This window comes from Rubripirellula reticaptiva (assembly GCF_007860175.1).
In the GTDB taxonomy this organism is placed as follows: domain Bacteria; phylum Planctomycetota; class Planctomycetia; order Pirellulales; family Pirellulaceae; genus Rubripirellula; species Rubripirellula reticaptiva.
Map to the genome: position 1 here is coordinate 167,404 of NZ_SJPX01000005.1, position 24,052 is coordinate 191,455.

General features: G+C 57.1%; 21 protein-coding genes and 1 tRNA gene. 16 read left to right on the top strand and 6 right to left on the bottom strand.

Annotated features, from left to right (window positions below; translation table 11 throughout):
- Positions 1-38 precede the first annotated feature (38 nt).
- Entirely contained in the window at positions 39-584 is a 546-nt protein-coding gene (gene yajC / locus Poly59_RS21775; protein ID WP_146536235.1) for a preprotein translocase subunit YajC, read from the bottom strand.
- A gap of 63 nt (positions 585-647) precedes the next feature.
- Here yajC and Poly59_RS21780 point away from each other — a divergent pair, with 63 nt between their 5' ends.
- Positions 648-1,730, top strand: coding sequence for a DegT/DnrJ/EryC1/StrS family aminotransferase (locus Poly59_RS21780; RefSeq protein WP_146536236.1), 1,083 nt, complete (start codon positions 648-650; stop codon positions 1,728-1,730).
- Between the two features lie 55 nt (positions 1,731-1,785).
- Positions 1,786-2,469, top strand: a complete 684-nt coding sequence (locus tag Poly59_RS21785) for a hypothetical protein (RefSeq protein ID WP_146536237.1) — start codon at positions 1,786-1,788, stop codon at positions 2,467-2,469.
- 10 nt (positions 2,470-2,479) lie between these two features.
- On the opposite strand, the gene hemP is transcribed toward Poly59_RS21785, so the two are convergent.
- Positions 2,480-2,698 (bottom strand): hemin uptake protein HemP, encoded by a 219-nt coding sequence (hemP, locus tag Poly59_RS21790; protein ID WP_146536238.1) that lies wholly within the window; start codon positions 2,696-2,698, stop codon positions 2,480-2,482.
- Positions 2,699-3,105: 407 nt separating this feature from the next.
- On the opposite strand from hemP, the gene Poly59_RS21795 reads away from it, so the two are divergent.
- The 4 genes from Poly59_RS21795 (at position 3,106) to Poly59_RS21810 (ending at position 8,325) form a co-directional block, all read left to right on the top strand.
- On the top strand, positions 3,106-4,848 hold the full coding sequence (locus Poly59_RS21795; RefSeq protein ID WP_186776441.1) for a DUF1559 domain-containing protein: 1,743 nt from the start codon (positions 3,106-3,108) through the stop codon (positions 4,846-4,848).
- On the top strand, positions 4,842-5,270 hold the full coding sequence (locus Poly59_RS21800) for a hypothetical protein (protein WP_146536240.1): 429 nt from the start codon (positions 4,842-4,844) through the stop codon (positions 5,268-5,270). The genes Poly59_RS21795 and Poly59_RS21800 overlap by 7 nt, the downstream gene beginning before the upstream one ends.
- A 48-nt stretch (positions 5,271-5,318) precedes the next feature.
- Positions 5,319-7,025, top strand: coding sequence for a Kelch repeat-containing protein (locus tag Poly59_RS21805; protein ID WP_146536241.1), 1,707 nt, complete (start codon positions 5,319-5,321; stop codon positions 7,023-7,025).
- Positions 7,026-7,221: 196 nt separating this feature from the next.
- Complete coding sequence (locus Poly59_RS21810; RefSeq protein WP_146536242.1) at positions 7,222-8,325, top strand: lactonase family protein; 1,104 nt, start codon at positions 7,222-7,224, stop codon at positions 8,323-8,325.
- Between the two features lie 13 nt (positions 8,326-8,338).
- Here Poly59_RS21810 and Poly59_RS21815 read toward each other — a convergent pair whose 3' ends face one another.
- A complete protein-coding gene (locus Poly59_RS21815) occupies positions 8,339-9,121 on the bottom strand; it encodes an MBL fold metallo-hydrolase (RefSeq protein WP_146536243.1) in 783 nt (260 codons plus the stop codon).
- A 210-nt stretch (positions 9,122-9,331) separates the two neighbouring features.
- Here Poly59_RS21815 and Poly59_RS21820 point away from each other — a divergent pair.
- The 9 genes from Poly59_RS21820 (at position 9,332) to Poly59_RS21860 (ending at position 17,104) form a co-directional block, all read left to right on the top strand.
- Positions 9,332-9,415: transfer RNA gene (locus tag Poly59_RS21820), tRNA-Leu, on the top strand.
- 243 nt (positions 9,416-9,658) lie between these two features.
- Entirely contained in the window at positions 9,659-9,979 is a 321-nt protein-coding gene (locus tag Poly59_RS21825; protein WP_146536244.1) for an FmdB family zinc ribbon protein, read from the top strand.
- A gap of 2 nt (positions 9,980-9,981) precedes the next feature.
- Positions 9,982-10,551, top strand: a complete 570-nt coding sequence (locus tag Poly59_RS21830) for an isochorismatase family protein (protein WP_146536245.1) — start codon at positions 9,982-9,984, stop codon at positions 10,549-10,551.
- Between the two features lie 9 nt (positions 10,552-10,560).
- Positions 10,561-10,929, top strand: coding sequence for a hypothetical protein (locus tag Poly59_RS21835; RefSeq protein WP_146536246.1), 369 nt, complete (start codon positions 10,561-10,563; stop codon positions 10,927-10,929).
- Between the two features lie 93 nt (positions 10,930-11,022).
- Positions 11,023-13,128 carry a M28 family peptidase gene (locus Poly59_RS21840; protein WP_146536247.1) on the top strand — a complete coding sequence of 702 codons (2,106 nt, stop codon included), beginning with the start codon at positions 11,023-11,025 and terminating at the stop codon, positions 13,126-13,128.
- A gap of 274 nt (positions 13,129-13,402) precedes the next feature.
- On the top strand, positions 13,403-13,975 hold the full coding sequence (locus Poly59_RS21845) for an OmpH family outer membrane protein (protein ID WP_146536248.1): 573 nt from the start codon (positions 13,403-13,405) through the stop codon (positions 13,973-13,975).
- Between the two features lie 175 nt (positions 13,976-14,150).
- Positions 14,151-15,119, top strand: a complete 969-nt coding sequence (locus Poly59_RS21850; RefSeq protein WP_146536249.1) for a UDP-3-O-acyl-N-acetylglucosamine deacetylase — start codon at positions 14,151-14,153, stop codon at positions 15,117-15,119.
- An 81-nt stretch (positions 15,120-15,200) separates the two neighbouring features.
- On the top strand, positions 15,201-16,010 hold the full coding sequence (gene lpxA, locus Poly59_RS21855; RefSeq protein WP_146536250.1) for an acyl-ACP--UDP-N-acetylglucosamine O-acyltransferase: 810 nt from the start codon (positions 15,201-15,203) through the stop codon (positions 16,008-16,010).
- The gene (locus Poly59_RS21860) at positions 16,007-17,104 is read left to right on the top strand and encodes a Gfo/Idh/MocA family oxidoreductase (protein ID WP_146536251.1); all 1,098 of its coding nucleotides are present in this window, start codon (positions 16,007-16,009) and stop codon (positions 17,102-17,104) included. The genes lpxA and Poly59_RS21860 overlap by 4 nt, the downstream gene beginning before the upstream one ends.
- Before the next feature lie 69 nt (positions 17,105-17,173).
- On the opposite strand, the gene Poly59_RS21865 is transcribed toward Poly59_RS21860, so the two are convergent.
- The 3 genes from Poly59_RS21865 to glmM form a co-directional block, all read right to left on the bottom strand.
- Positions 17,174-19,726: a serine/threonine protein kinase gene (locus Poly59_RS21865; RefSeq protein ID WP_146536252.1), complete on the bottom strand. Its 2,553-nt coding sequence runs from the start codon at positions 19,724-19,726 to the stop codon at positions 17,174-17,176.
- A gap of 3 nt (positions 19,727-19,729) precedes the next feature.
- Positions 19,730-20,383 (bottom strand): ECF-type sigma factor, encoded by a 654-nt coding sequence (locus tag Poly59_RS21870; protein ID WP_146536253.1) that lies wholly within the window; start codon positions 20,381-20,383, stop codon positions 19,730-19,732.
- A 311-nt stretch (positions 20,384-20,694) separates the two neighbouring features.
- Complete coding sequence (glmM, locus tag Poly59_RS21875) at positions 20,695-22,035, bottom strand: phosphoglucosamine mutase (RefSeq protein ID WP_146536254.1); 1,341 nt, start codon at positions 22,033-22,035, stop codon at positions 20,695-20,697.
- A 121-nt stretch (positions 22,036-22,156) separates the two neighbouring features.
- Here glmM and Poly59_RS21880 point away from each other — a divergent pair, with 121 nt between their 5' ends.
- The gene (locus Poly59_RS21880) at positions 22,157-23,983 is read left to right on the top strand and encodes a phospho-sugar mutase (RefSeq protein WP_146536255.1); all 1,827 of its coding nucleotides are present in this window, start codon (positions 22,157-22,159) and stop codon (positions 23,981-23,983) included.
- Positions 23,984-24,052 lie beyond the last annotated feature (69 nt).

Sequence of the window (24,052 nt, forward strand, 5' to 3'; positions counted from 1 at the left end):
TCAGGTCAATCGCATCACAGCGGAGACCTCATACGCTGCTATTTCGCGTTCGAGCCGTCTTCCTTGGATTGGTCGGAATTGTTTTCTTTGCCGGATGTTTCTTTGTCGGTCACGATCCGCGAAATCGCTGATCGGTTGACTTTGATTCGTGTGTTGGCGTTTTCGTCGATTCGCAATGTTACCACGTCGCTGTCAGGTGAAACCGCCGCGACAACCGCGTGAATGCCGCCAATCGTGACGACTCGGTCGTTCTTTTTGATCGCCGACATCAACTTTGCTTCGTCCGATTTGCGTCGGCGCTCCGGTGCAATGACGATGAAGTAGAACAGGAACAGAAGCCCGGCAGGCAAAAGGAACGGCGACAGAAAATCACCAGGTCCGCCGGACGGCGCCGCACCCGCCGGAGCAGCACCGGCACCACCACCTGCGTCTTGCGCCAGTAGTTGCAGGTCCAGTGCATACCGATTCATGATGCGAACGATCAACAAACGACAACGCCTTGCATTGAGTGGTCCTTTGAACGCAACTTTCGAGTACGAAATTGCTAGAAAGTTGCCGGGCAAAGGGATTAGAGGATGCGGCATGATATGGATACGCAAAAATCGTCACAACCCCAGCACAACAAAGGGAGTTAGGATTCACCGATAATGCTTGACCTTCCGGCCTGGCCGCCCCTGTGGCCCTCGATCTCGGCAGCCGCGTTCGACTGTGTCAATTCAGGCGACTGGGGACGATACGACTCGGCCGCCGTCACTCAATTGCAGTCTCGACTGACCCAAATGACCGGTTCCGCGACCGCTCGAACCTGCTGCAGCGGGTCGGCGGCGGTCGAACTGGCGTTGCGCGCCGCCGGTGTTGGACCGGGCGACGAAGTCATCACGGCGGCCTTCGACTACCCCGGCAATGTCCGCGCCATCGAACTGATCGGCGGAAAACCAGTGCTAGCGGACGTGGCCAGCGGTACACCATGCCTGGACCTTACCAGCGTCGAAGCAGCGGCGTCCCCTTTGGTCAAAGCCGTCGTCGCATCCCACCTGTTTGGCGTGCCAGCCGACGTGGTCGAACTGAAACGTATCTGCGAAGACCGCGGCTGGTTCCTGATCGAGGACGCTTGTCAGGTCGCGGGGATGCAGATCGGAGCGATGCAGATCGAAGGTCGCGCCGCCGGCTCGATCGGTCATTTCGGAACCTGGTCGACCGGCGGCAGCAAACTGATCACCTGTGGCAGCGGCGGAGTCATCTTTGCTAGCGATGATCGGTCAGCGGCTCGCCTGAATCCGATCCTCGATCGGCCCAGCGACGCGTTCGCGATGCCGCCGCTGGCCGCCGCGATGGTCTTGCCGCAACTCGATCGGCTGGACGAAATGAACGGGCGTCGCAGCGAAACGGCGGTCTTCATTCGCGACCACGTATTGCCTGAACAAACAAACTGGACCTGGGAAAGCGGCGACCGAGACAAATCGGCGTTCTACAAAGTCGCCTTCACTGTCGAATCGACTGAGCGGCGAGAAACGATCATCGCCAAGGCCGGGCAAGTCGGCTTGCCAATCGGCGTTGGATTCAGGTCGCTGGCCGGCACCAGCACGCGGCGATGCCGCAAACCGGTGCCGCTGGATCGGTCACAAATGCTCGGCGAGCGACTAATGGTGCTGGACCACCGAGCACTGATGATCCCGCCGGACCGCTGGGACGAGCTTGCCAGTGCATTCGCAAAGCTGGTAAAGAAGTAACGTGAACAACGATCTGCCCCAAATGAACGTCGCACGACGAGGAAACGATTGAGAAATGGAAACGACGCTCCATCATCAACTGAAACTCGGTTACGCCGACGATCCTTCGCAAACCGAAGTCGTCTTGGGCAGCTACCGCATCGACGCGATCCGGCGCTGTGGAAATTCCGGCGATGAACTGATCGAAGTCCAGTGCGCGTCGCTCTCCGCGATTCGCGACAAGTGCCGCGACCTGCTGAAACGACACACTCTGCGCGTCGTCAAACCCATCGTCATCCGAACTCGAATCATCAAGTTGGCCAAGCGTGATGGCCCGATCAAGTCGCGACGACTGAGCCCGAAACGCGGCAGCGTGCTAAACGTTTTTGACGAACTGATCTACTTCACTCGAGTGTTCCCGCACACAAACTTGACCATCGAAGTGCCGCTGATTCACGTCGAAGAACACCGTGTGCCGAGCACCAAAAAACGGCGACGAAGTTGGCACAAAGACTACACCGTCGCCGACGTCAAACTTGAATCAATCGCCAGTGTGATCGAACTGAAAAAACCAGCGGACCTACTGTCGCTACTGGATCTTCCCGACGACATCACGTCGTTCAATACGGCCGAACTCGCCTCTGCAATCGACCGCCCAAGATGGCACGCCCAACAGATCGCGTACGTGCTAAGAAAAACCGGCGCGATCGACCAAACCAGCCGCAACATCAAAGGCGTCGTGTACCAACGGGCAGCCTAAAACGCGGCCTTCACTTCGTCAAAATCAGCTTGCCTTGGCGGGTGCTTTGCAGGCGATAGAGCTTGTTCTCGTACTCGATCCAAACCTCGTCGCCACAGCGTGCTAGGTCGCTGAAACGCAGGATCTTGCGAGCCGAATTTTCGGCTCCGGAAGGTGTCGCAGGTTTTATCCCTGGCGCCTTTCCAGACGCGGTCGGTTCGTTCGGATTGGCGTCGCGCTGGGATGACATGGGAACAGTCAAAGGGTTGGAAAAAGTTGCCCTGGCCGCGTTGTTGCGAACCGCTCTCAATAAGAAACTGGCTCCAGCGATTTTTGTCAACATTCATTGCGAAAAAAATATCGCCGTAATTTGCGGGACGAAAAGGTGCCCGTGAAATTTCCTCTGCCGAAATTCGGTCCCGACGGGCTTTTCGGCCAGAGCGATCCAGACTAGAATCCCGCTTGTTGAGACTCATTCTCAACAGCCTTCCAAGGTAGCAAGCCAGGCAAAGCGACGTCCGGTGCGAAGCGAGACTTCTCCGCTTTACGACCGACGTTCGCCATCTGACCCAGCGAGCAAGACAGAAGCATCGCACCGAGTTGCATTGGGCAACGAATCGGGCGTTTTTCGTGACTTGTTTTGCAGAGGCCTGTGCTATGCAGTGGTGTCGTTTTCTGTGGGTGCCTTTGGCGATTAGTTTCGCCTGGTTGATCCCCACCTCGGTCGCAAACGCGGCTATCTATGTCCCCGGTGAATCAGTGCCGGATATTACCGGCGAAGTGTTCGGCTGGTCGCCGTCGTCGACCGACAGCAGTTTTGCGTTTTGGGATCGCTTCGATGGATTCGCCGGTGGATCGGCTCCCGGTTTCCTACCGGCGGGAACTTCTCCATCGGCTGACAGCAATTTCGCCGGCGCCGGATTACCCAGCTTACTGACGTTCGATTCAAACCAATCTCTAGCGTCCAGCGGAAACGCATACGGCGGCTTATTCGGTCCCGGCGATGATTCGACTTTCGTCACCGACGCTTTCGCCACTGTTCGATCGGGAACCACCGGCGGCGGATTCACTCGCATCGTCGCTCAGTTCGAAACGCTCGGCTCGGAACTCGATTATTCGTCGATCTTGCTCAGCTCGTCGGCGCTTACCGAAGGCACCATCGCACCAAGCTTTGCGATCGAAACAGAACGAGTTTCGCTCGGCGGCACATTTGGCGGCGAAGGCGTCAGCTATCTGGCTCTTTGGGACTTGGATTCGTCGCAAGCTGAATACCGGTTCGATTTCGCGGCTCAATCCAGCAGCATGTCGCTCGATCAGTTTCGCATCGACACGTTCACGCAAAACACGTCGTTCATCACTCCGTCGGCCGTTCCCGAACCGAGCAGCTTGGCAGTCCTAGGTTTAATCGCCGGCGGATTTGCCATGCGTCGCAAACGTCAACGAACCACTCGACGTTCATCACATCCCCGTACCGCATTCACGTTGATCGAACTGCTTGTGGTGATTGCGATCATTGGCATTCTGATTGGCTTGCTGCTGCCAGGCGTGCAAGCGGCTCGCGAAGCCGCACGTCGAATGTCGTGCAGCAACAATCTGAAACAGATCGGGTTGGCGATGCACAACTACAACGATGTCAATCGAAGATTGCCGCCCAGCGCGATGGGCATTCGCGTCAGCGGCACCACCCGACAACCCGTGCAACGCGCTGGCCTGACGGCATTCGTGTCGATTCTGCCCTATGTCGAACAGGCGGACCTGTTCGAACAATTCGACATCAGTGCCGATGCTTGGTCGCCTCAAAACGAAGCAACCGCCAAACGAACGCCGCCAGTTTATCGGTGCCCATCCATGTCGCTGCCCGACAGCGGTGGAACGCCGGACGGCTATTCCAGCTATGCACTTTCGACGGGCACAAAAAAGTACCGCAACCAAATCCACAACGGTGCGATTGTCGATTCGATGAACGTGTTTCGTGGCGAACGAGTAACGGCTGGACTGGCCGACTCGGTATCGTGGTTGCCCTGGGTAACCGTGGACGACATCTCTAACGCCGACGGAACGACCAACACACTGATGGTCGGTGAATTTGGCGTTCAGGTTCGCGAAACATCGTCCTTGCCGTTCCCGTATCCGGGTTCCGGAGGCGAGAGCGCGGGCAAGTGGGCCATCAGCTATCCGTATCACTCGGCCGCTTCGACGTTTGGCAAGTTCAATGCAAAAGAAATTTCGCTGTTCGACATTCCTTCGTACGAATCATTTCGCGGCCCTCATGCCGCCGGCGTACAGTTCGTACTCAGTGACGGCAGCGTACGTTTCCTGACGGAATCAGTCGACGCTGTCACCCTGCAGCGTTTGACCGCACGTAACGACGGCGAAGTGATCGACCAAGAACCATGGTAAACATTCGCGTCATAAGCCTAATGCTGCTGATTGTTTGCCTGGTTAGCCTGGTCGGCTGCAGTAGCGGCCACGAGTCAACCGTTACGGCCAATGGAATTCTAAGTGTCCGCGGCAAACCACTATCGGGAGCCGTCATAACACTGGAACCGATGTCCGGCACGACTGGCCCAAACGCCTCCGTTCCGGTTTTCGGCGGCAAATTCAGTGTACCAGCAACCGCCGACCTGCACGGCGGAACCTACCGCGTACGCGTTGCGATGATTCCGCGTGAATTGTGCAAAGGACTGCCCGCCGAACAGGCCGCGCTGCTGCCGCCCGCCGACACCATGATTGACCCGGCGTTTGACGCCAACAGCCAACTGGTTTGCGAACTAAAACCAGATCACTCGAACTCGCTGAAATTTGAAGTTGAGTTCCTATAGCCCGACAATGCGACTATCGCACCCACCCATTCAATCCTGAAAGAAACCATGAAACCTTTACCGATCTACCGGATCGCATTGCTCGCGATCACCTGCACGACTTTCTCCCACACCGCCGCTGCCCACATGCCGTGGCTGGCCACCGACGACCAAGGTCACGCCGTGATGTGGTTCGGTGAATCACCGGCCGATCGCACTTACCCCATGCCCGAAAAAGTCGCGGCGATCGAACTGACCACAGCCAAGTTGGCCGTCGACACACAGCCAGTCGAAACGGATTCGCTGCGTGGCATCCGCAGCCAGGCCCCCGTTAATTCGGCGGACGAAGTTTCCGGCGTGGTCACTTACGGCCTGTACCACGGCACCAAGTTGACGTACCACGTCGAGCACTTGCCGCAAACCGATTCAAGCCTCTGGCCATCCCAGCCTCGCCCGGACGCACCGCTGCAATCGATCATTGCCGCATTGCCATCCGGTGGCGCCAGTGTCACGATCCTTCGCGACGGCAAGCCTGCCAAAGACGTCGAAGTGAAACTTTACTGCGAAGAAGGCCACGAAGAAGCGTCGGCCAAGACCGACATCGCAGGAATCGTGACGTTCAAAAAATCGGCCGTGGAACCGGGCCTCAACGCGATCGTCGTTGGGCTGACCGACGACGATGCGAAAGGCTTGCTTGATGGCGTCGCCTACACCAGCACGACCGACTATTTAACGGCCACGTTCCGTATCGCAAGTGATAAAGCAAAAAGCTCAGGCGAAGCGACACCGAAGCCCGAGTCAAAACGAAACAGCAACCTTCCTAAGCTGGACACGAACAGCGGAGTGTCAATCGTGCCGACCAACTTACCCGAACTTCCCGAGCCTCTGACCAGCTTCGGTGCCGCGATCGCGGATGGCAAGGTTTACATTTACGGCGGCCATACCGGCAGCGCTCATTCGTATTCGATCGACGAACAGTCCAATCGCGGTTGGTGCTTGGACACGACCAAAGGCGAAAACGGCAGTTGGCAACCGCTGCCCAGCGGACCAGCCCTGCAAGGCCTGGCACTGGTGGCACATGCAGGCCGCATGATTCGCATCGGCGGATTCACAGCCGTCAACGCGGCGGGCGAAGATCACAACCTGCAATCGCAAGATGACGTAGCCGCCTACGACTCCGCGACCAACGCTTGGACAGATCTGCCATCGCTGCCGGAACCACGATCGTCGCTCGATGCTGCGGTCCTGGGCGATACGGTCTACGTCTTCGGCGGCTGGCAACTCAGCGGCGAAAGCGACGACAGCCAGTGGCGCAAAACAGCTTGGTCACTCGACCTCGCCGATGCGTCCGCCACTTGGCAACCAATCGCCACCCCACCGCTGCAGCGGCGCGCGATGAGCGTTGCGGCTCACGATGGCAAGCTGTTTGTGATCGGCGGCATGAACTCCGACGGAAAACCAACCACCGAGGTCAACGTCTATGACCCCAGCAGCAACTCGTGGATCGCCGGCCCATCGCTTCCTGGCAGCGGCATGTCTGGTTTCGGTTCGGCATCGTTCGCCACCGGCGGCCGACTGTACGTCAGCACGATGGACGGATTCGTACACCAGCTCGCTGGCGACGAGCAATCGTGGACCACCGTCGCCAAAAGTGACCCAGCACGATTCTTCCATCGCATGCTGCCGACCAACGAAAGGGAACTGCTGATGATTGGCGGCGCGAACATGGAAATCGGCAAGTTCACGCAGATCGATCGAATCGAACTGCCGCAGTAACGCGACGAACCGCGTATCGATCGCTGGGGTACGCCTTTGGCGTAAATGGCGATCGCGGGGCAAACCTGCCGCCCGCCTGCCGGACGCTTGCATCGTCCGCGTTGCTCGACGATGATCAAGGCCCGCCCACACCTAACTGCGAGCCTACCTGATCATGCGTTTCTGCTTCGTCACCTGCTGCATCCTGGCATTCATCATGTCCCAACCATCCACGACCGCTGCCGACAACGCTTCGGAAAAAGTAAACGTCGACGTCTGGATCGGCACCGGGTCGAGCCCACAGTCGAAGGGCGTCTACCACTGCATGCTGAACACTCACACAGGCAAGTTGACCAATCCGACGCTTGCGGCCGAAATGAGTGGTCCTGGTTTCCTGGCGATGCACCCGAGCGAAAAGGTGGTTTACGCCGTTGGCGGTCTCGAAGGCAAACAAGTCGTTGCTGCTTACACGATCGACGGCGAGAAACTGTCGCTGATCAACTCGCTTGAAATCGGCGATGGCGGTGCGGCACACGTCTCGGTCGACCCGACCGGCAAAATGTTACTGACCGCCCAGTACGGTGGCGGCAGCGTGGCGGCGTTTTCGTTGAACGAAGACGGATCGCTAAAAGAACGTACCGCCCTGATCAAACACGAAGGCGGATCCGGCGTAGTGCCCGGTCGTCAAGACGCGTCGCACGCTCACTGGACCGGGTTCTCGCCAGACAATCGATTCGCGTTTGTGCCGGACCTTGGCCTGGACAAAGTGGTCATCTACAAGGTCGACCTCGAAAATGCAACGCTCACGCCGCACGGATACGGCAAAGTCCCGTCCGGCGGCGGGCCTCGGCACATGAAGTTCCACCCGTCCGGAAAGTTCGTTTTCGTGCTGAACGAATTGTCGCTTAGCGTGACGGTGTTCGACTACAACGCCGAAACCGGCACGATGACTCCCAAGCAAACGATCCCGACGGTTTCGAAACAACTGTTGGCGAAAGAGAAGTTCAAGAGTTGTTCGGAAATTCGCGTTCACCCGTCGGGCCAGTTTGTCTTTGCCGCCAACCGCGGTCACGACACGGTCACGGTTTTCCGAGTCAACCAGTCGTCGGGGCAGTTGTCGGTCATCGAAGTCGAAAACGCTCGCGCCGTCACACCGCGAAACATCAACTTGGACCCAACCGGAAACTGGTTGCTAGCCGCGGGACAGGATTCACACACTTTGGCGTCATTCAATGTTGACGGTTCAACGGGTGAATTGACCTACAACCAATCGATCGTTGTCGCGCCGTCAGCAATCTGCGTGATGTTCGAACACGAGTGAGACAGACGCTGGACTAAAAATCTAACGTCATCTCGTCCGTCGCCAGCGTCACGGTGCAAGCAACTTTTTTGCGTATCGATTCCATCCCGACCGCATCCTCGGCCTCTTCGATCGGGTTGATGTGCGTTAGCAACAGGTGCTTTGGTCGCGACAGCGAGGCTACTTCCGCCACGCGACCGGCATAGCTGTGACCTGTCTTGACGGCCCAATCGGCTGCCGCGTCACGAAAATAACACTCGTGCATCAGCACGTCGGCACCGGCCGACCACTCAGAGTGCTGGGCGGTCGTGTCGCCCGTCGTGTCAGTTGCGTAAACCAAACGTTTGGCTGGGCGTTTGCCCAGTGGTTTCCAATCGAGTCGATAGGCGACTGAACCACCGGGGTGATCCTGTGCTCGCCAGGCAACGTCGACTTCACCGATCGAGAAGGTCGGCCGATCGTCGATCGCGATCCAATCGGCGTCCAAGGCAACGGGAAAGATCAGCTCGTTGAATACATGCGACTGGATCGCTGCCAACTTATTTGCTTCGCCGTGAATCCTGAGTTTCTCGAGCGGTCGGCCGCGGCGTTTTTCAACTTGATAAAGCACGTCCAACAAAAACGTCAGCCCGAAGGTGTGGTCCAGGTGGGCGTGGCTGATCAGAATGTCCAGGTGATCGGTTTCGACCAACTCGCCCAACCGAAACGCTCCGCTGCCCGCATCAAGCACGATGCCTGATTCCGGCAAGAAATAGCACGACGTGTGACGAGCACGATTGGGGTGATATCCAACGGTCCCTAAACAATGAAGTCGCATCGGACGGGCACCTTAATTTGGCCATCGAGAGTTTCGCCGAGCGTATCAGTCTGACTGAAGCCAACGGCGGGCTCAAGAACCGCGCTGAACATTCCGGCGTTGATGCCAGCCGAACGCCCCATTCCTTTCGCAACCAACGCCGCTTGCCAGCGAAACGGTCAGCCGATATTCTTTGTCCTCGCGGTGTCCGACAAGGCACCGATTCCACATGCGGATGTGGCGAAATTGGCAGACGCGCAAGATTCAGGTTCTTGTGCCCGCAAGGGCGTGGAGGTTCAAGTCCTCTCATCCGCATTTCTTCTTCAATCGCAAGCCAGAACGCCCACGACGTTCAATTCAATCTTCTGCGATTTTCCACGCGTTGATCTTCTCCGCATAGGAGTTAGGCCAAACCGGTTTGCAAAACCCCGCTGGAGTTTGCCTGGCGTAGGTCGCAGTGCTGGGTTACTAGGCAGTCGGCCGGGGCCGGGGTAATCTTGCGTAATGCCGGAGAATACTGGCGTTTTTGAGAATTCACCTTTGCGGACTCGAGCCTTTATGCCCACCTACGATTACGAATGCGACGCGTGCGGTCACGCGATGGAAGTTTTTCAAGGCATCAATGACCCGGTGATGAAAAAGTGTCCCGAGTGCAAAAAGCTGAAGCTCAAACGGTTATTCGGCACTGGGGCGGCAATTGTGTTCAAAGGCAGCGGCTTCTATCAAACCGACTACCGCAGCGAAGGTTACAAGAAAGCGGCCGCGGCCGATTCGAAGAGCGAGACAAAGAGCGACTCGAAGTCTGAATCCAAATCGGACAGTAAGTCCAAGTCGGCGGACAAGCCAGCCGCCAAGCCAAAGAAAAAGTCGGGCGAATAACGATGCCTCACGTTCGTTCAGCCAACCTGCTGGCCGCCGACCGATCCGGCTTGCTGGTCATCGACATCCAAGAGAAGTTGGTTCCGGCGATTCGATCGGCGGACAACGTGATTGCCGAAACGTTGAGGTTGATCGACGCAACCGAACTGTTGGACATTCCGACGGCCGCGACGGTCCAGTATCCCAAGGGACTCGGTGGGCTGGTTCGTGAACTGGCGGATCGATTGCCGCCGCCCGAAGAAAAACTCGACTTCAGCGCCGCCGTTTGCCGCGGTGCGCTGGATGCCTGGGCCAGTGCTGGACGTGACCAGATTGTCGTGGTCGGCATCGAGACTCACATTTGCGTGCTGCAAACGGTGCTCGATTTGTTGGCCGAAGGCATGCGTGTTTACGTTGTCGCCGAAGCCGTCGCAGCTCGCGGCGGCCGCGAACACGAAACGGCGATCGAACAGATGGCCGAATGTGGCGCGACGATCGTGTCGGCCGAGTCCGTGCTGTTTCAGTGGTGCGGTACCGCAGCTCGGCCAGAATTCAAAGCGATCAGCCAGATGATCAAGTCAAAGCATCGCTAGAATCTTAGAATGAGCGATTCAAAACACTTAATGCCGCTGGGAAAGGTCACCAGCTTCTACGTTCCGTCGCACAAACTCGACGACTCGCGGTTCTACGACGACAACCACACCGCTCGTTCGTCGATCCACGAATTCTTGATGCACCATTACCGGGCGTACACGCAAACGCCAACGCCGGTCAAAGGATTCTGGGTCGATCCCGCTGGCGTGTTGGTGCATGACGTGATGGAACGATTCGAAGTCTCGTTTGCTAACGAAACGGACTTTGATCAGTTGATCGAGTTCCTGGTCACTCTCTGCAAGCGGCTGTCGGAGGAAGCGATCTACGTGACTCGCGGCGAGCGAAGTTTTCTGGTGGCGCGAGAAGCCAGCGAGTGAGAGGCCATCGCAAATACGCCTGTCCTCTGTAAACGCTTGCCTGAATTCTCTATCCTTACATCCGTTGAACACACAGTCGCTCGCGTTTGTAGGATGGATGAATTGAACGGAATTTTCTCGCGAGCCCATTTGCCTGAGTTCACGTTGCCTATCAGTCGCGAGACGTCGACAACGTTGCTGCTCGTTTGCCTGCTTTGCTGTCCGGCGATCGCTGAATCACCGGCCGAAACGCCATCTGAAACGATCGCCGCGACGCAGCTAAAACACTTACGCGAGGACGTTGCCTATCTGGCCAGCGAGCCGCTGCGTGGACGCAGCGTGGCCGACGAAACGATTTTGTTGGCCGCCGACTATGTCGCCAAACGAATGTCGCAAATCGGCTTGGACACGACATCGTTCGATGGCAAACCGTTCCAACCGGTCTCGATTCGCTTGGGTGCTGAGGCTGGTCCGGCGGAAAGCAACCGACTGGTGGTCCGCTTTGCCAACGAACAAGAACGAATCATCGCCGAACTTGGCAATGATTTGATGCCGCTTGCCGTCGGCTCGACTCGCGGCCAATTGACTGGCCCGCTGGTCTTCGTCGGATATGGGATCACAGCACCAAAGCTCGGCTACGACGATTACGCCGGCATCAACGCCCAAGGTGCGATCGTCGTCGTGATCCGCAAGGAACCTCAATCGGCTGATCCGAACAGCCGGTTCGACGGCACGCGGCATACACGCCACGCGTTTTTCAACACCAAGATCAAGAACGCGATTCGCCACGGAGCCAGCGCCGTCATCTTCGTCAACGATCCAGCAAGCATCGAAATTGGCGTCCAAGAACAATCCAATCGCATCGACGCTGAACGCAAACGCAAGGTTGCGATTGATGAGCAAATCGCTGCACTGCCAGAGGGCGCCGTCAATAACCGCGAAACGCTCAGCGAAAAAGCGGCCGGCATCGAAGCGATGATCGGATCGATGGAAGTCGAGCAAAATCGAGCCCGGCGCGGCGTCATGTCGATCTCCGAGGCCGGCGATCGCCCCGAAGTGATCCCGGGCGACCCGGTGACTGCTATTCCAGTGGCCTCGGTTGCTCGCGACATCATCGACGCGATCCTAAAACGCAGCAAAGGCAAGTCACTCGCTCAAATTGAATCGTCGATCGACGCGACGCTGCGTCCCGACAGCCAAGTGTTGGCGAATGTGTCGGCGACGCTTGGCGTTGATTTGAAAGAGTCGCTTCGCGAATCGCCCAACGTAATCGGTGTGCTGCCCGGACGCGGCGAACTTGCCAATGAAACGGTCGTGGTGGGCGCTCACTTTGACCACGTCGGCATGGGCGGCATCGGATCGCTGGCACCGGGAACGGTCGCGATTCACAACGGCGCCGATGACAACGCATCCGGCACCGCGACAATGTTAGCGACGGCCGACCAAATGGTTCGACGCTTGAAAGATGTGGCGTCGCACCGACGGATTGTGTTCATCGGGTTTACGGGCGAAGAACGCGGGTTGCTCGGCAGTCTGCACTATGTGCGGTATCCGCGATTTCCGATCGAATCGACCGTCGCCATGATCAACTTGGACATGGTCGGACGACTGCGAGACAACGAGTTGACGGTTTATGGAACGGGCACATCGGAGGCGATGGACGGGATCGTCGAACAAGCCAACCGCGAAACCAAGTTTGATTTGTTCAAAGTTCCGTCGGGGTACGGACCGAGCGATCACCAATCGTTTTGCGAAGTCGGCGTTCCAGTTTTGTTTTTCTTTACAGGCTTGCACAACGATTATCACCGACCTTCTGACGATTTTGACAAAATCGAGTTCGGTGGCATGACCCGGATAACCGATATAACTTCTAACTCTGCGTTCGAGCTAGCCGTTCGTCGCCAGCGCCCCACTTATGCGGCAACCGGAAGAGATGTCCAAATTCGTCGTCAAATGACGGCATTCCTGGGCGTTACTCTTTCGATTCGCAGCGACCAAGTCGCAATTACGGGCCTGACGCCAGGCGGACCAGCAGAAACCAGTGGAATTCGTGTTGGCGATCGATTGATTTCGATGTCCGGCAAACCGATCGCTCAGACTTCGGACGTCTTAGCGCTGCTTCGCAACCAATCACCTGGGGACGAGGTCAGCATTGAAGTCGCCCGTGAAAGCCGTCGGTTTACGGTCAAGCCAAAACTGCAAGCTCGTCCCGACGGCTAACGAGTGACCGGCTAAACGAAACGACAAAAAGAAAAAGCCGAAAAAAAACGATTCAGGGCTGGTGAGCGAAAAACTCGCCTTTACGCCCACAAGAACTGGTGACACAATCGCCGAGATCGATCTTCGAATTTCAAGATCGGCTGACGTTGATGACTCGGCGCGGGTGACGGAAACCTTTGCGTGGAATCGAGCAAAACAGAGAACGTCAGTTTCAGTACGCACCACACACGCAAGGAGAGCGGACGTGCGATTTTTTGGTAAAGCAGCCATTGCTATGGCTTTAGGATTCCTGGCTGCGATGGCCCCTCAAATGGCATCCGCCCAAGACGCAGGACACCGCGTTGCCGTGGTCGACGTTGCGTACATCTTCAAAAATCACCCTGGCATCAAGGATCAAGTTGCTGCGGTTGAAAATGAGCTGAAGGCCTTCGGTGGCGAGATGCAAAAGCGCCAAGACGAGCTGAAGGCTGCGGCCGAGCAAATCAAGGCATTCAAACCGGGTTCGCCCGAGTATTCGCAGCAAGAAGAGCGTGTCGCTAGCCTCGAGTCGAAGCTGCGTTTGGACATGGCTCGCAAGAAAAAAGAACTCGCCGATGCGGAAGCTCGAATCTATTTCGAGAACTACACTCGCATTGCCGACGGCGTCAAGTTCCTGGCCAACCACTACAAGATCAACTTGGTCTTGCGTTACAACAGCGAAAACATGGACTTGGAAGAAGGCCAGTCGGTCATCCGTGGCGTCATGAAAAACATCGTTTATCACGACGATGATTTGGACATGACCAAGGGCGTGATGCAGTACTTGGACAAGTTCAGCGTCGCCGGCAAGCCTGCCGCAACTCGCTAGTTCCGTCGACACCCATCAGCCAGGACTCGTCCAGCACACGGACAGGACTTGTCCAGGACTTGTCCAGGCAAATGGGTTGCCGTCGCACGAAAAGCCAGGAAACGACCTGGCCTACGATCGAAAGTAGAACGCTCGCCAAGGATGGCGGGCTAACTCGTCCAAGGAGGGCCGTCGCGTGCATCGACCACGCAATGAACACACGACCGCCGTCACGTGCGAAATACACGGACGCGGCTACTGGTCCGGCAAAGCAGTCATTGTGACTGTTCACCCGGCGCCAATGGGAACCGGCATCTGCATGATCCGCACGGATCTAGCATCTGCACCTCGTTGTGTCGCATCGGTCCACCATCGCGAAGACGCCAACCTGCGGACCAACTTGGTCTGCGGCGAAGCCCGTTTCCAGATGGTCGAACACCTGATCGCAGCCCTTGCTGCTCTTGAAATCGACAATGCGTTTGTCGAAATCAACGCGGAAGAACTACCGGCTCTCGATGGCAGTAGTCTTGCGTTTGTCGAAGCCCTTTCACACGCTGGATTGGTCATTCAAGCACAGCCGCGCCGTCAACTGATCATCCGCGATCGCTATCGTGTGGGTTCAGCCGGTGGCTGGCTAGAAGCGATGCCAGCGAAAAATGGCGAATCGTACTTTGAGTACCAACTTAGCTTTGACGACGAGACGCCGATCGCCCCACAAGCGTTCAGCGTCGAGCTGACGCCCGATCGATTCATTCGCGAAATCGCGTCGGCTCGTACCTTTGTCACGTCCGCCCAAGCCGAACAGATCCGGGCAAGCGGAATGGCTTCGCACGTGACCAACCAAGATCTTGTCGTCGTCGGCCCCGCCGGCCCGATCGACAACGCGTTCCGATACACCAACGAATGCGCACGCCACAAAACACTTGATTTGATTGGCGACCTAGCACTTTCGGGTCTTGAATTGATCGGTCGATTCACCTCGTTTCGTGGCGGGCACAACCTGAACGGACGAATGGCAATGCAGCTAGCCAAGCTCGCCAGTTGTGAATCCGTCAGTCAATCCCGAGCAACAAATCAGTCTGGTCAAATCACTGATGCGTTCAGTACAAACGACCGAAACAATCCCTATAACCCCAACACCATCGAGAGTCGAGAAGCAGCCTAGTGACTGCCTCGCTGGTTTTTGTAAACCAGTGACTCTTCGAGACACCAAAGACCGACACCCGCGTCGATTGCAGGAATCCACATGAGCAGCATGATCGCGCAAACCGCCGTCGTTGACCCCCGTGCCAAACTGGGGAACAACGTTCGCATTGGCCATTTCTGTGTGATCGGTCCCGACGTCACGATTGGTGATGACACCATCATCGATTCGCACTGCGTCATCAGCGGCAACACACGAATCGGCGAAGAGAACCACTTCTTTAGCGGCTGTGTGATCGGCACTCATCCCCAAGACACCGGATATCGCGAAACACCAACGTGTGTCGAGATCGGCGACGGAAACACCTTCCGCGAACATTGCACCGTCAACCGCGCGACTGAAAAGGAAGACGGCATCACTCGCGTTGGCGACAACAACTATTTGATGACCAACGTTCACGTCGCACACGATTGCAAGTTGGGCGATCGGATTGTGATTGCCAACAACGGCATGCTGGGCGGACACGTTCATGTGTTCAATGACGTGACGATCGCCGGCGGAGTCGGGGTGAACCACTTTGCATCAATCGGACAGATGAGTTTCGTCAGCGCGATGAGCCGCGTCTTGCACGATGTCCCACCCTTCATGATCGTCGACGGCCAACCGGCCAAGCCACGCGCGGTCAATAGCGTCGGACTGAAACGACACGACTATCCCGCCGAAGACATCGAAGTTCTATCGCGGATCTATCGCATGATGTACCGATCCCGAATCGGCGTCGAAGCGACTCGCAAACAGATCATGGAATCGGGCCCCATCCGCCCAGTGATGAAACAGTTTTTCGACTTCATTGACATTGCCGGAACCGGCAAACACGGCCGCGGCCGACAACAACGAAAGAAAGCAGCGTGAGCAAGCTACGCATCGCCGTCATCGGCGCCGGTCACTTGGGACGAATCCACAGCAAGCTGATCGGCCAAGTCGACGGCGCATCTCTGGTCGGCGTCAGCGACCCTTTTGAATCGGCACGAACCAACGCAGCCGAGCTGTTTTCGGTTCCGACGTTCGCTGACTATCGCGATCTGATTCCGAACATCGACGCAGCCATCATCGCAGCGCCGACCGATCTTCACGCCGAAATCGCTGGCACGCTGATCTCGGCTGGCAAGCACGTGATGGTCGAAAAGCCAGTCACGATCGAGTCCACAGATGCTGACCGACTCGCCGCTCTGGCCGCCAAACGTCAAGTCACGTTGCAAGTCGGCCATGTTGAACGATTCAACCCTGCGTTCACCGCACTCGGTGATCTTGCGGTTGACGTCAAGTACGTCGAAGCCGTCCGTGCGTCTAGTTTTCCAGGACGTTGTCTGGATGTGGGCGTGGTGATGGACTTGATGATCCATGACATCGACTTGGTTTTGTCGATGACAAACGCTCCGCTGAAATCCGTTAGCGCGTCCGGAATGGCCGTGATCAGCAATCATGACGACTTGGTCGAAACACGATTGGAGTTTGAGTGCGGACTGGTCGCAAACCTGAAGGCGTCACGGATCAGCCCAACGCCAGCGCGCAGCATGCAGGTGTTTGGCGCCAATGGGTTTGCCGAAATCGACTTCGGTGCTCCGTCATTATCGGTCGTTCGCCCCTGCGAGTCGGTGGTCAACCGATCGTTTGATCTGTCGATGGAAACCGAGAATCCGCTCGGATACTCGGCCACCCTGTTCAGTGGCAAACTGCAGTGCGAAACGCTGGAACTTGAACCACGAAACGCGATCCTTGACGAACTGCATGACTTTGTCATCAGCATTCAAACCGGAATCGCACCAACAGTGGATGGCGTAGCAGGCGCACGAGCAGTCACGATTGCAAACCGAATCTTGGAAGCAGTTCAGCAACGCCAGTGGTACACAGACTGCCGAACGACCGAGGTCGGTCCGCATGCAATCCCACGCGAGCGCATCGAAGCGGTCAGCCGACGCATCCACCAAGACCGCAAGGCAGCCTAAATAGGCGGATAACTTCACAGCGAATAACTTTCGCTAACGGAAATCGCTGTGATCGAACACACGCGTTTCTCAATTGCCGCCGTGGTGACCCCACCACACTTTTGCTTCGTCGATCGACCAGGGATACTTCATTCGCAACTGGTCGATGACTTGGCACAGTTCGCCAATCGTTCCGAACCGATCTTCCGGACGTTTTGACATGCAGCGGAAAACCAGTTCTGAAATCTCTTTCGGCACTTCTTCGCCGCGGTGAATTGCAATCCCGATCGGATGCTCGGACAAGATCAACGCAAACAGCGATTCCGGATCCGATTCAATGAACGGCGGTCGTCCTGACAATAAATAGTATGCGACGCAGCCGACCGAATAGATATCGCTGCGCGGATCCATCACACCGGGTTGCCGGAATCGTTCGGGCGCCATGTACATCGGTGTGCCGGCCCAAATCGTCTCGCTGGTTTGATAGACGCCCGCATCGGGTTCAAGGGGCTTGGCCAATCCATAGTCGAACACCACCGCCCAATCGCCAACCGATGGGTCGAGCGACAACATGATATTTTGCGGCTTGATGTCGCGGTGCAACAGATTCATCGAGTGTGCTTCGGCGAGCGCATCGCAGACCTGACGCATGACCGTCAACATTCGGCCGATCGCCTGATAGCCGCTGCGGGCGACCACTTCATTTAGCGTCAGCCCTCTCAGGAACTCCATCACGCAATACGCTTCGCCTTCTTCGCTGCGGCCGTAGTCGTAAATTTGGACGCTGTGCGGATTGCTAAGGCTGGCCGCCAAACGGGCTTCGCGGTCAAACCGCAATCCGTCTTCGGCCGAGTGCCTGTCACCTCGCAATACTTTCAATGCCGCGTCACGCCCCAGTTGTTTGTGGACCGCTTTGAAGACGACTCCCATCCCGCCGCTGCCCAATTGTTCCTGGATATCGTAGCGCGAAAGAGGATGATTTGCCGCATGTTCGGCCGTCGATGTGCGAGCGAGTTTGGTTGCGGCCAAAAACGCAGTCAGTGACAACAGGCTGCCCAGCAGCAAAAAGGCAAACCGAACCACTCGCACCGGCGCGAACGCTTGGTCAGCTTCCTGTTCGACAATCACGCCCATGTTCCATTTGTCCAGCCAACGCCAAGCGCCGACGACCGATCCGCCATAGTAAGTCGAGTAGGGTGCAGTTTGGATATCAGGCCGGATTCCAACCGCACCAGCAACCGCGACCGTGACTGGCCGAAATTGGCGCTGAAACGCTCCCTGGTTTGTTCGGGACAACAAGTATCCCGGATCGCTGACTCGCAAATTCGCGGCGATGTCATTCGGCCCAACGTCCAACAACCCCCGCGTCGCCAAACCGAGCGCCCGACCACTTGCGTTGAGCATGACGCCATCACGATTGATAGCAAATGCGTCCAGTTGACCGACTTCGATGACGTCGGAAAAAACGGCGTTGAACGCTTCGTAAATACCAATCCCACGCACCATCAATGACGCGATGATGCGTCCATCGCTGTCGTGAATCGGAACGATCACAGCCATCACTGGCTGTTCCGCACTGGGATCAAAGCCGGGCAAATCCGCAGCCGGTCGCTCGGGGCCATAGATGACCGTTTCGCCCGCCATCACTCGCGCCAAATTGGCGGCACCGGACGGATGCACGGGTTTTCCGATGTCGGCGCGATCCTCGGACCAGCTGGCCAGAGTGCGAAACGAGTCATTCCAAACGATGAACTTGACGTCTTCGACGCCCGATAGCTGCTTGAGCTGCTGATGGATTCTGCCAATCTGTTTCGAACTGCGAAGTTCGTCGATCGATTGACCGGTTTCAGCAAGTTCGTTCAGTTCAATCACAGCAGCACGAAGGTTCGGCTCGCGAGACCACGATTCCACCAACGTGGCTTTATCGCCAAGGAAACGATCCGCCGAAATCGCGACGCTGTTGATCACGCCTCGCAGTTCGGTTCGAATCGATTGCTCGATCATCGACTCGACTTCGCGGTAAGTCCACCAACCAATCAAGGCAGTTGGCAATAACGCCGCCAACCACAACCAACCCGAGTTCCGGCGGCGACTGTTGCGAGTCCGCCGGGCCCAAATCTGATTGCTGGTCGATTGGTGCTTTCGGCGTTCTTCTTGTTTGACGCGTGGCGAAGCGTGAGTCCGGTTGGCGCCGTGTCGGGTGACCGCTGCCGATCCGCCCGAACGACCGCGCCCCGGCAATGCCTCGATCTCACCGCGGCGAGTCTGATTCTGTGAATCACCGCGTCGCGTCGTATCGCCGCTTCGTTTGGAAACAGGTCCGCTTTTGGTGCCAGGCCCACTTTTCGTACCAGGGTCGGTTTCGCGCGTTAAATCAGAACCTGCAGGGCCGGTCTTTGTGATCTCACCAAACGCGCTGCCGATCTGGGTGGGACTCGAGATCGGCGCTGACACCGGCGTTGCCGATTCGCCTTCGATCTTGGCAAACTCGGCATCATGTTCGGCCAACAACGACATCACTTCGTCGAACAGCGAATCATCACCATTGCAATGCGAACGCACGAATTTCTGCTGCTGGTCGGCAGGCAATTCTTCCGCGGCCAGAAACAGATCTCGAATTCTGGCATACCGAGCCGCATCCATTCGTCAAACGTCTCCAGGTGATATCGCACCTGAGCCTTCTTCGGTTTCGATCACGCCAGCTTGTTCGTCAACAGCTTCGTCGGAAGCAGCGTCGTCCGAAAAGTCTTCGCTCCGCAATTCACGACGCATCCAAGCCCGCGACATTGCCCATTCTTTCTCGACCGTGCGGAGACCCAAATTCATTTCGGTTGCGATCTCTCGCATCGTCATGCCGCCGAAGAACCGCAGTTCGACGATCTTGGCTTGCCGAGGATTCAGTTCGGCGAGTGTTTTCAACAAATCGTCCAACGCAACCACGTCGTCGTCGTCGCTCAGCTTGAAAGTGACATCGTCGGTCAGTTGGCGCCGTTCCCAGCCACCACCGCGTTTTAGTGAACGAACCTTGCGAGCATGATCGACCAGAATCCGTCGCATCACAGTCGCACCGATCGCAAAGAAGTGCGTCTTGCCCTGCCAATTGATCCGCGATTGGTCGACCATTCGAACGTACGCTTGGTGGACCAACGATGACGAACTCAATCGATTCCGCAGAGGCTCATTTTGCAAAAAACGCCCCGCCAAACGACAAAGATCTTCGTACATCAACGTGAAGAGCTGGTCGGTTTTACCCGATTCACCCTTCGTGCTTTTCGACAGGAGATCAGTGATCGAATTCATGGGCAACCGCCAGGCCAACGTTCGAAACAATAAATAATTAAAGGCATACGGGCAAAGCCCCTGGCCTGAAATGCCACAATGTTGAAGGCATTGAGTATAGCAGGCCCAAAGCTGACCACTCAAACAGACGACACTTTGTCATCGCATCTCTTGGACCTGTGCACCCCCCCATTGTATAGGTTCCCAGCGAACCGCAATGTGTTATCGCTCGGATTCTCGAGCGAATTGCAAAGCAGCGACTCGCCTTGGCGGGTGAAACGTGGTGGTGACGCCGTGGTGGTGGCTGGTGGCTGGTGGCTTGGGGGTGGTGGCTAGGCGAGTAGCTTTGCCGCCGCACACATGCCCTCGGCCTCGGCCTGCGATTCCGCTTCGGCGATGAACCGGACGATCGGCTCGGTATTGCTGCCGCGGACCAATAACCACTTGTCGTCCCAAGCAAGCCGCAGCCCGTCCCCGGTTTGCACTTTCGCGTCCGGGTATTGATCGGTCAGTTTCTTGAACAAGTCGGGCAGTCGATCGGCCGAAACCGTCGCTTTGTCTTTGTGGATGTGCAGCTTGGGCAGTCCATCGGCAAGCGTCGCGACCGATTTGCCCGTCGCGGTCATCAAATCCAAGATTTGCGCCATCCCGACAAAGCTGTCGCGGACATAACCGACTCGCGGGTCAATCGGACCGCCGTTGCCCTCGCCGCCGTACGCTGCTTTCTTGTCGATCATCATGTCGGCGACGTTCGCTTCGCCAACCGAACTTCGATAGGATTCGACACCCGCGTCGCGAGCGATCCGTTCGCTCATCCCGCTGGTGGCTCCATTGATCACGATCGGCCCCCGAGTCGCCTCGTCCGACATCGCTCGCAACACACATAGCGCCAACGTGTACTCTTCGCCCACGTACCGCCCGTCCGCGTCAACCAGCGCCAATCGGTCTGCATCCGGATCTTGGCAGAACCCAACGACGCATTTCTCGTCACGCACTCGCTTGGCAATCGCAGTCAAATTGGCGGCCGTCGGCTCGGGCTCGTGCGAGAACTTGCCATCGGGCGTGTCACCGACTGCGACGATTTGGCAACCGAGTGCTTTCAACAACCGCACGCCCAGCAGACTGCCCGCACCGTGATTGCTGTCGATCAGCACTCGATGGCCGGCTGCTCGGATCGCCAGCGTATCGACGGTCTCTAGAACCGCGCAAAGATGAGGTTCGTGCGGATCGGATTCTTCTGAGATCCGGCCAATCTGGTTGAACGGTTTGTAATCTGCTTCGCCAGCAAAGTAGGCATCACGAATCGCCGCCCCGGTGACCGCATCGAGCACTCGTCCGGTCGAACCAAACAACTTGATCCCATTGTAAGGCGGTGGATTGTGGCTGGCCGAGATCTGTACGGCACCGGCGGCCCCCCGTTGTCGCACCAAAACTCCGATCGTTGGCGTCGCCGCAACGTCGACATCAATACAGTCGCGCCCACACGCCGAAAGTGCCGCGATGATCGCGCGGCTAAGCATCGGCCCGGTATTACGCCCGTCGCGGCCGACGATGATCGGGCCGTCAGGCAATTTGCTGGCGAAAGCGGCGACGAACCGCATCGCGACTTCGGGAGTCAAGGTTTCGCCAACGATTCCACGCAGACCGCTAACGCTGATGATCAATTCGCTCATGTTTTCGATACTTTCGAGTCACTTTGGGTGCCTTGGTTGCGACGACCGGCAGACTGCAAATAGAATCGCATCACTGCAACGTAACAAGGTCAGCGCAGCATCCCCCAATCTTGAAGATTCTATGAGTATTGACGCAACCGTGCCCTCCTCTCTGTCCGCCGTCCAACAAGCCGTCACCGATGGCAAGCTGACTGCCGCCGCCGCCAAAAATATCGAAGCCTGGCTGACCGAAGACCGCTATGCCGAATATCGCGACGAAGTGATCGAGCACATTGTCGCCGGCAAATGGCAAAAACTGGACGACGTTTTCTGGACGATCATCCCGTTCGGGACCGGTGGTCGCCGAGGCCGGATGTATTCGATCGGGTCCAACGCGATCAACGATCGAACGATCGGGGAAAGTGCACAAGGATTGGCCGACTACGTGGTCGAATTCCACAAAGGCAAGAAAGACCTTTCCTGCGCGATCGCTTATGACACTCGGCACAAGTCACGTCACTTCACCGAATTGTGCGCCGGCATCATGGCCGCCGCTGGCATCAAGGTGTACTTGCTTGACGACTATCGCGCGACGCCGCAATTGTCGTTCGCTGTCCGTTATAAAAAATGCGACTGTGGCATCATGGTCACGGCCAGCCACAATCCGCCCAGCGACAATGCCGTCAAGGTTTACTGGTCCAGCGGTGCCCAAGTCTTGCCGCCGCACGACAAAGCCATCATCGGCAAAGTCATGAACTGTCAACAAATTCGGTCGATGCCGTTCGACGAAGCCGTTGCCAAGGGGATGGTCGAAGTCGTCACCGAAGAAGTCGACAAGGCGTACTTCGATGCCGCCAGCAAGTGTGCATTCGAAGGTCCTCGCGACGTCAAGTTGCTGTACACACCGCTGCACGGTGTCGGCGCCGCAGCCGTTGTTCCGCTAGCGAAACGCGATGGATTCACCGACATCGAAATCTATGGACCGCACGCCGAAAAGAGCGGTGACTTTCCGAACGTTCCTGGCCATGTCTCGAACCCCGAGAACGCTGCGATCTTTGACGAACCGATCAAGCACGCCCAAGCCCACGGCCAAAACTTGATTCTGGCAACCGACCCCGACTGTGACCGCATCGGTGTTGCCGCGCCCAAAACGATGGACACGGCGGGCCCGTGGCGAACATTTAACGGCAACGAAATCGGCGCAATTCTGGCCGAGTACGTGCTCAGCAAACGAAAGGCCGCCGGCACGCTGTCGCCACAGCACTACATCGTCAAGACGTTGGTAACAACCGAACTGACCCGCCGGATCGCCGAAGAGTACGGCGTTCGATGCGTCGGCGACCTGTTGGTCGGATTCAAGTACATCGCCGAAGTGATCGACCGCGAAGGTCCGGACCAGTTTGTCTACGGCACCGAAGAATCGCACGGATACTTGGTCGGCCAGTATTGCCGCGACAAGGACGGTGCGGTGGCGGCGATGTTGATGTTCGAATTGGCTGCCGAATTGAAGGCACAGAACATTTCGATGCACGACTACCTGTGCGATCTGTTTCGCAAGCATGGCTATCACCGCGAAACGCTGATCAACTTGGTGATGGAAGGCAGCGAAGGCATGGCCGCGATGCAGCGTCTGATGAAGTCGTTCCGAACCTCGCCGCCCGAATCGGTCGCCGGGATCAAGATCGCGAAAGTACGCGATTATGCAGCGGGAACGATCACAGACACGGCAACCGGCAAGTCCGAAAAACTGGATGGCCCGACCGGTGACCTGATCATTCTGGATCTGGCCGAAGAAGGAAATTACGTCGCCGTCCGGCCTAGCGGTACCGAACCGAAGATCAAACTTTACGTCTTCACGCGTTTGGAACCAGCCAAGTCGCAAGATTTAGACGCCGCCGATTCTGTCCTAGGATCCCGGATCCAAACGCTCGAAAAAGACGTCCGCGCATACGCGGCAAAGAACGCGTAGCGGCAAGTTCGGGAATAACTCCGGCATTCGCAAGCCCAAGATCACCTTCCCGCCCCGCGGGAGGGTAGA

Coding starts and splice junctions, on each gene's coding strand:
- Poly59_RS21825 (WP_146536244.1), top strand. CDS start 9,659: ATGCCCACCTACGATTACGAATGCGACGCGTGCGGTCACGCGATGGAA.
- lpxA (WP_146536250.1), top strand. CDS start 15,201: ATGAGCAGCATGATCGCGCAAACCGCCGTCGTTGACCCCCGTGCCAAA.
- Poly59_RS21805 (WP_146536241.1), top strand. CDS start 5,319: ATGAAACCTTTACCGATCTACCGGATCGCATTGCTCGCGATCACCTGC.
- Poly59_RS21810 (WP_146536242.1), top strand. CDS start 7,222: ATGTCCCAACCATCCACGACCGCTGCCGACAACGCTTCGGAAAAAGTA.
- Poly59_RS21845 (WP_146536248.1), top strand. CDS start 13,403: ATGGCTTTAGGATTCCTGGCTGCGATGGCCCCTCAAATGGCATCCGCC.
- hemP (WP_146536238.1), bottom strand. CDS start 2,698: ATGTCATCCCAGCGCGACGCCAATCCGAACGAACCGACCGCGTCTGGA.
- Poly59_RS21870 (WP_146536253.1), bottom strand. CDS start 20,383: ATGAATTCGATCACTGATCTCCTGTCGAAAAGCACGAAGGGTGAATCG.
- glmM (WP_146536254.1), bottom strand. CDS start 22,035: ATGAGCGAATTGATCATCAGCGTTAGCGGTCTGCGTGGAATCGTTGGC.
- Poly59_RS21880 (WP_146536255.1), top strand. CDS start 22,157: ATGAGTATTGACGCAACCGTGCCCTCCTCTCTGTCCGCCGTCCAACAA.
- Poly59_RS21835 (WP_146536246.1), top strand. CDS start 10,561: ATGAGCGATTCAAAACACTTAATGCCGCTGGGAAAGGTCACCAGCTTC.
- Poly59_RS21815 (WP_146536243.1), bottom strand. CDS start 9,121: ATGCGACTTCATTGTTTAGGGACCGTTGGATATCACCCCAATCGTGCT.
- Poly59_RS21865 (WP_146536252.1), bottom strand. CDS start 19,726: ATGGATGCGGCTCGGTATGCCAGAATTCGAGATCTGTTTCTGGCCGCG.
- Poly59_RS21830 (WP_146536245.1), top strand. CDS start 9,982: ATGCCTCACGTTCGTTCAGCCAACCTGCTGGCCGCCGACCGATCCGGC.
- Poly59_RS21780 (WP_146536236.1), top strand. CDS start 648: ATGCTTGACCTTCCGGCCTGGCCGCCCCTGTGGCCCTCGATCTCGGCA.
- yajC (WP_146536235.1), bottom strand. CDS start 584: ATGCCGCATCCTCTAATCCCTTTGCCCGGCAACTTTCTAGCAATTTCG.
- Poly59_RS21795 (WP_186776441.1), top strand. CDS start 3,106: ATGCAGTGGTGTCGTTTTCTGTGGGTGCCTTTGGCGATTAGTTTCGCC.
- Poly59_RS21785 (WP_146536237.1), top strand. CDS start 1,786: ATGGAAACGACGCTCCATCATCAACTGAAACTCGGTTACGCCGACGAT.
- Poly59_RS21800 (WP_146536240.1), top strand. CDS start 4,842: ATGGTAAACATTCGCGTCATAAGCCTAATGCTGCTGATTGTTTGCCTG.
- Poly59_RS21840 (WP_146536247.1), top strand. CDS start 11,023: ATGGATGAATTGAACGGAATTTTCTCGCGAGCCCATTTGCCTGAGTTC.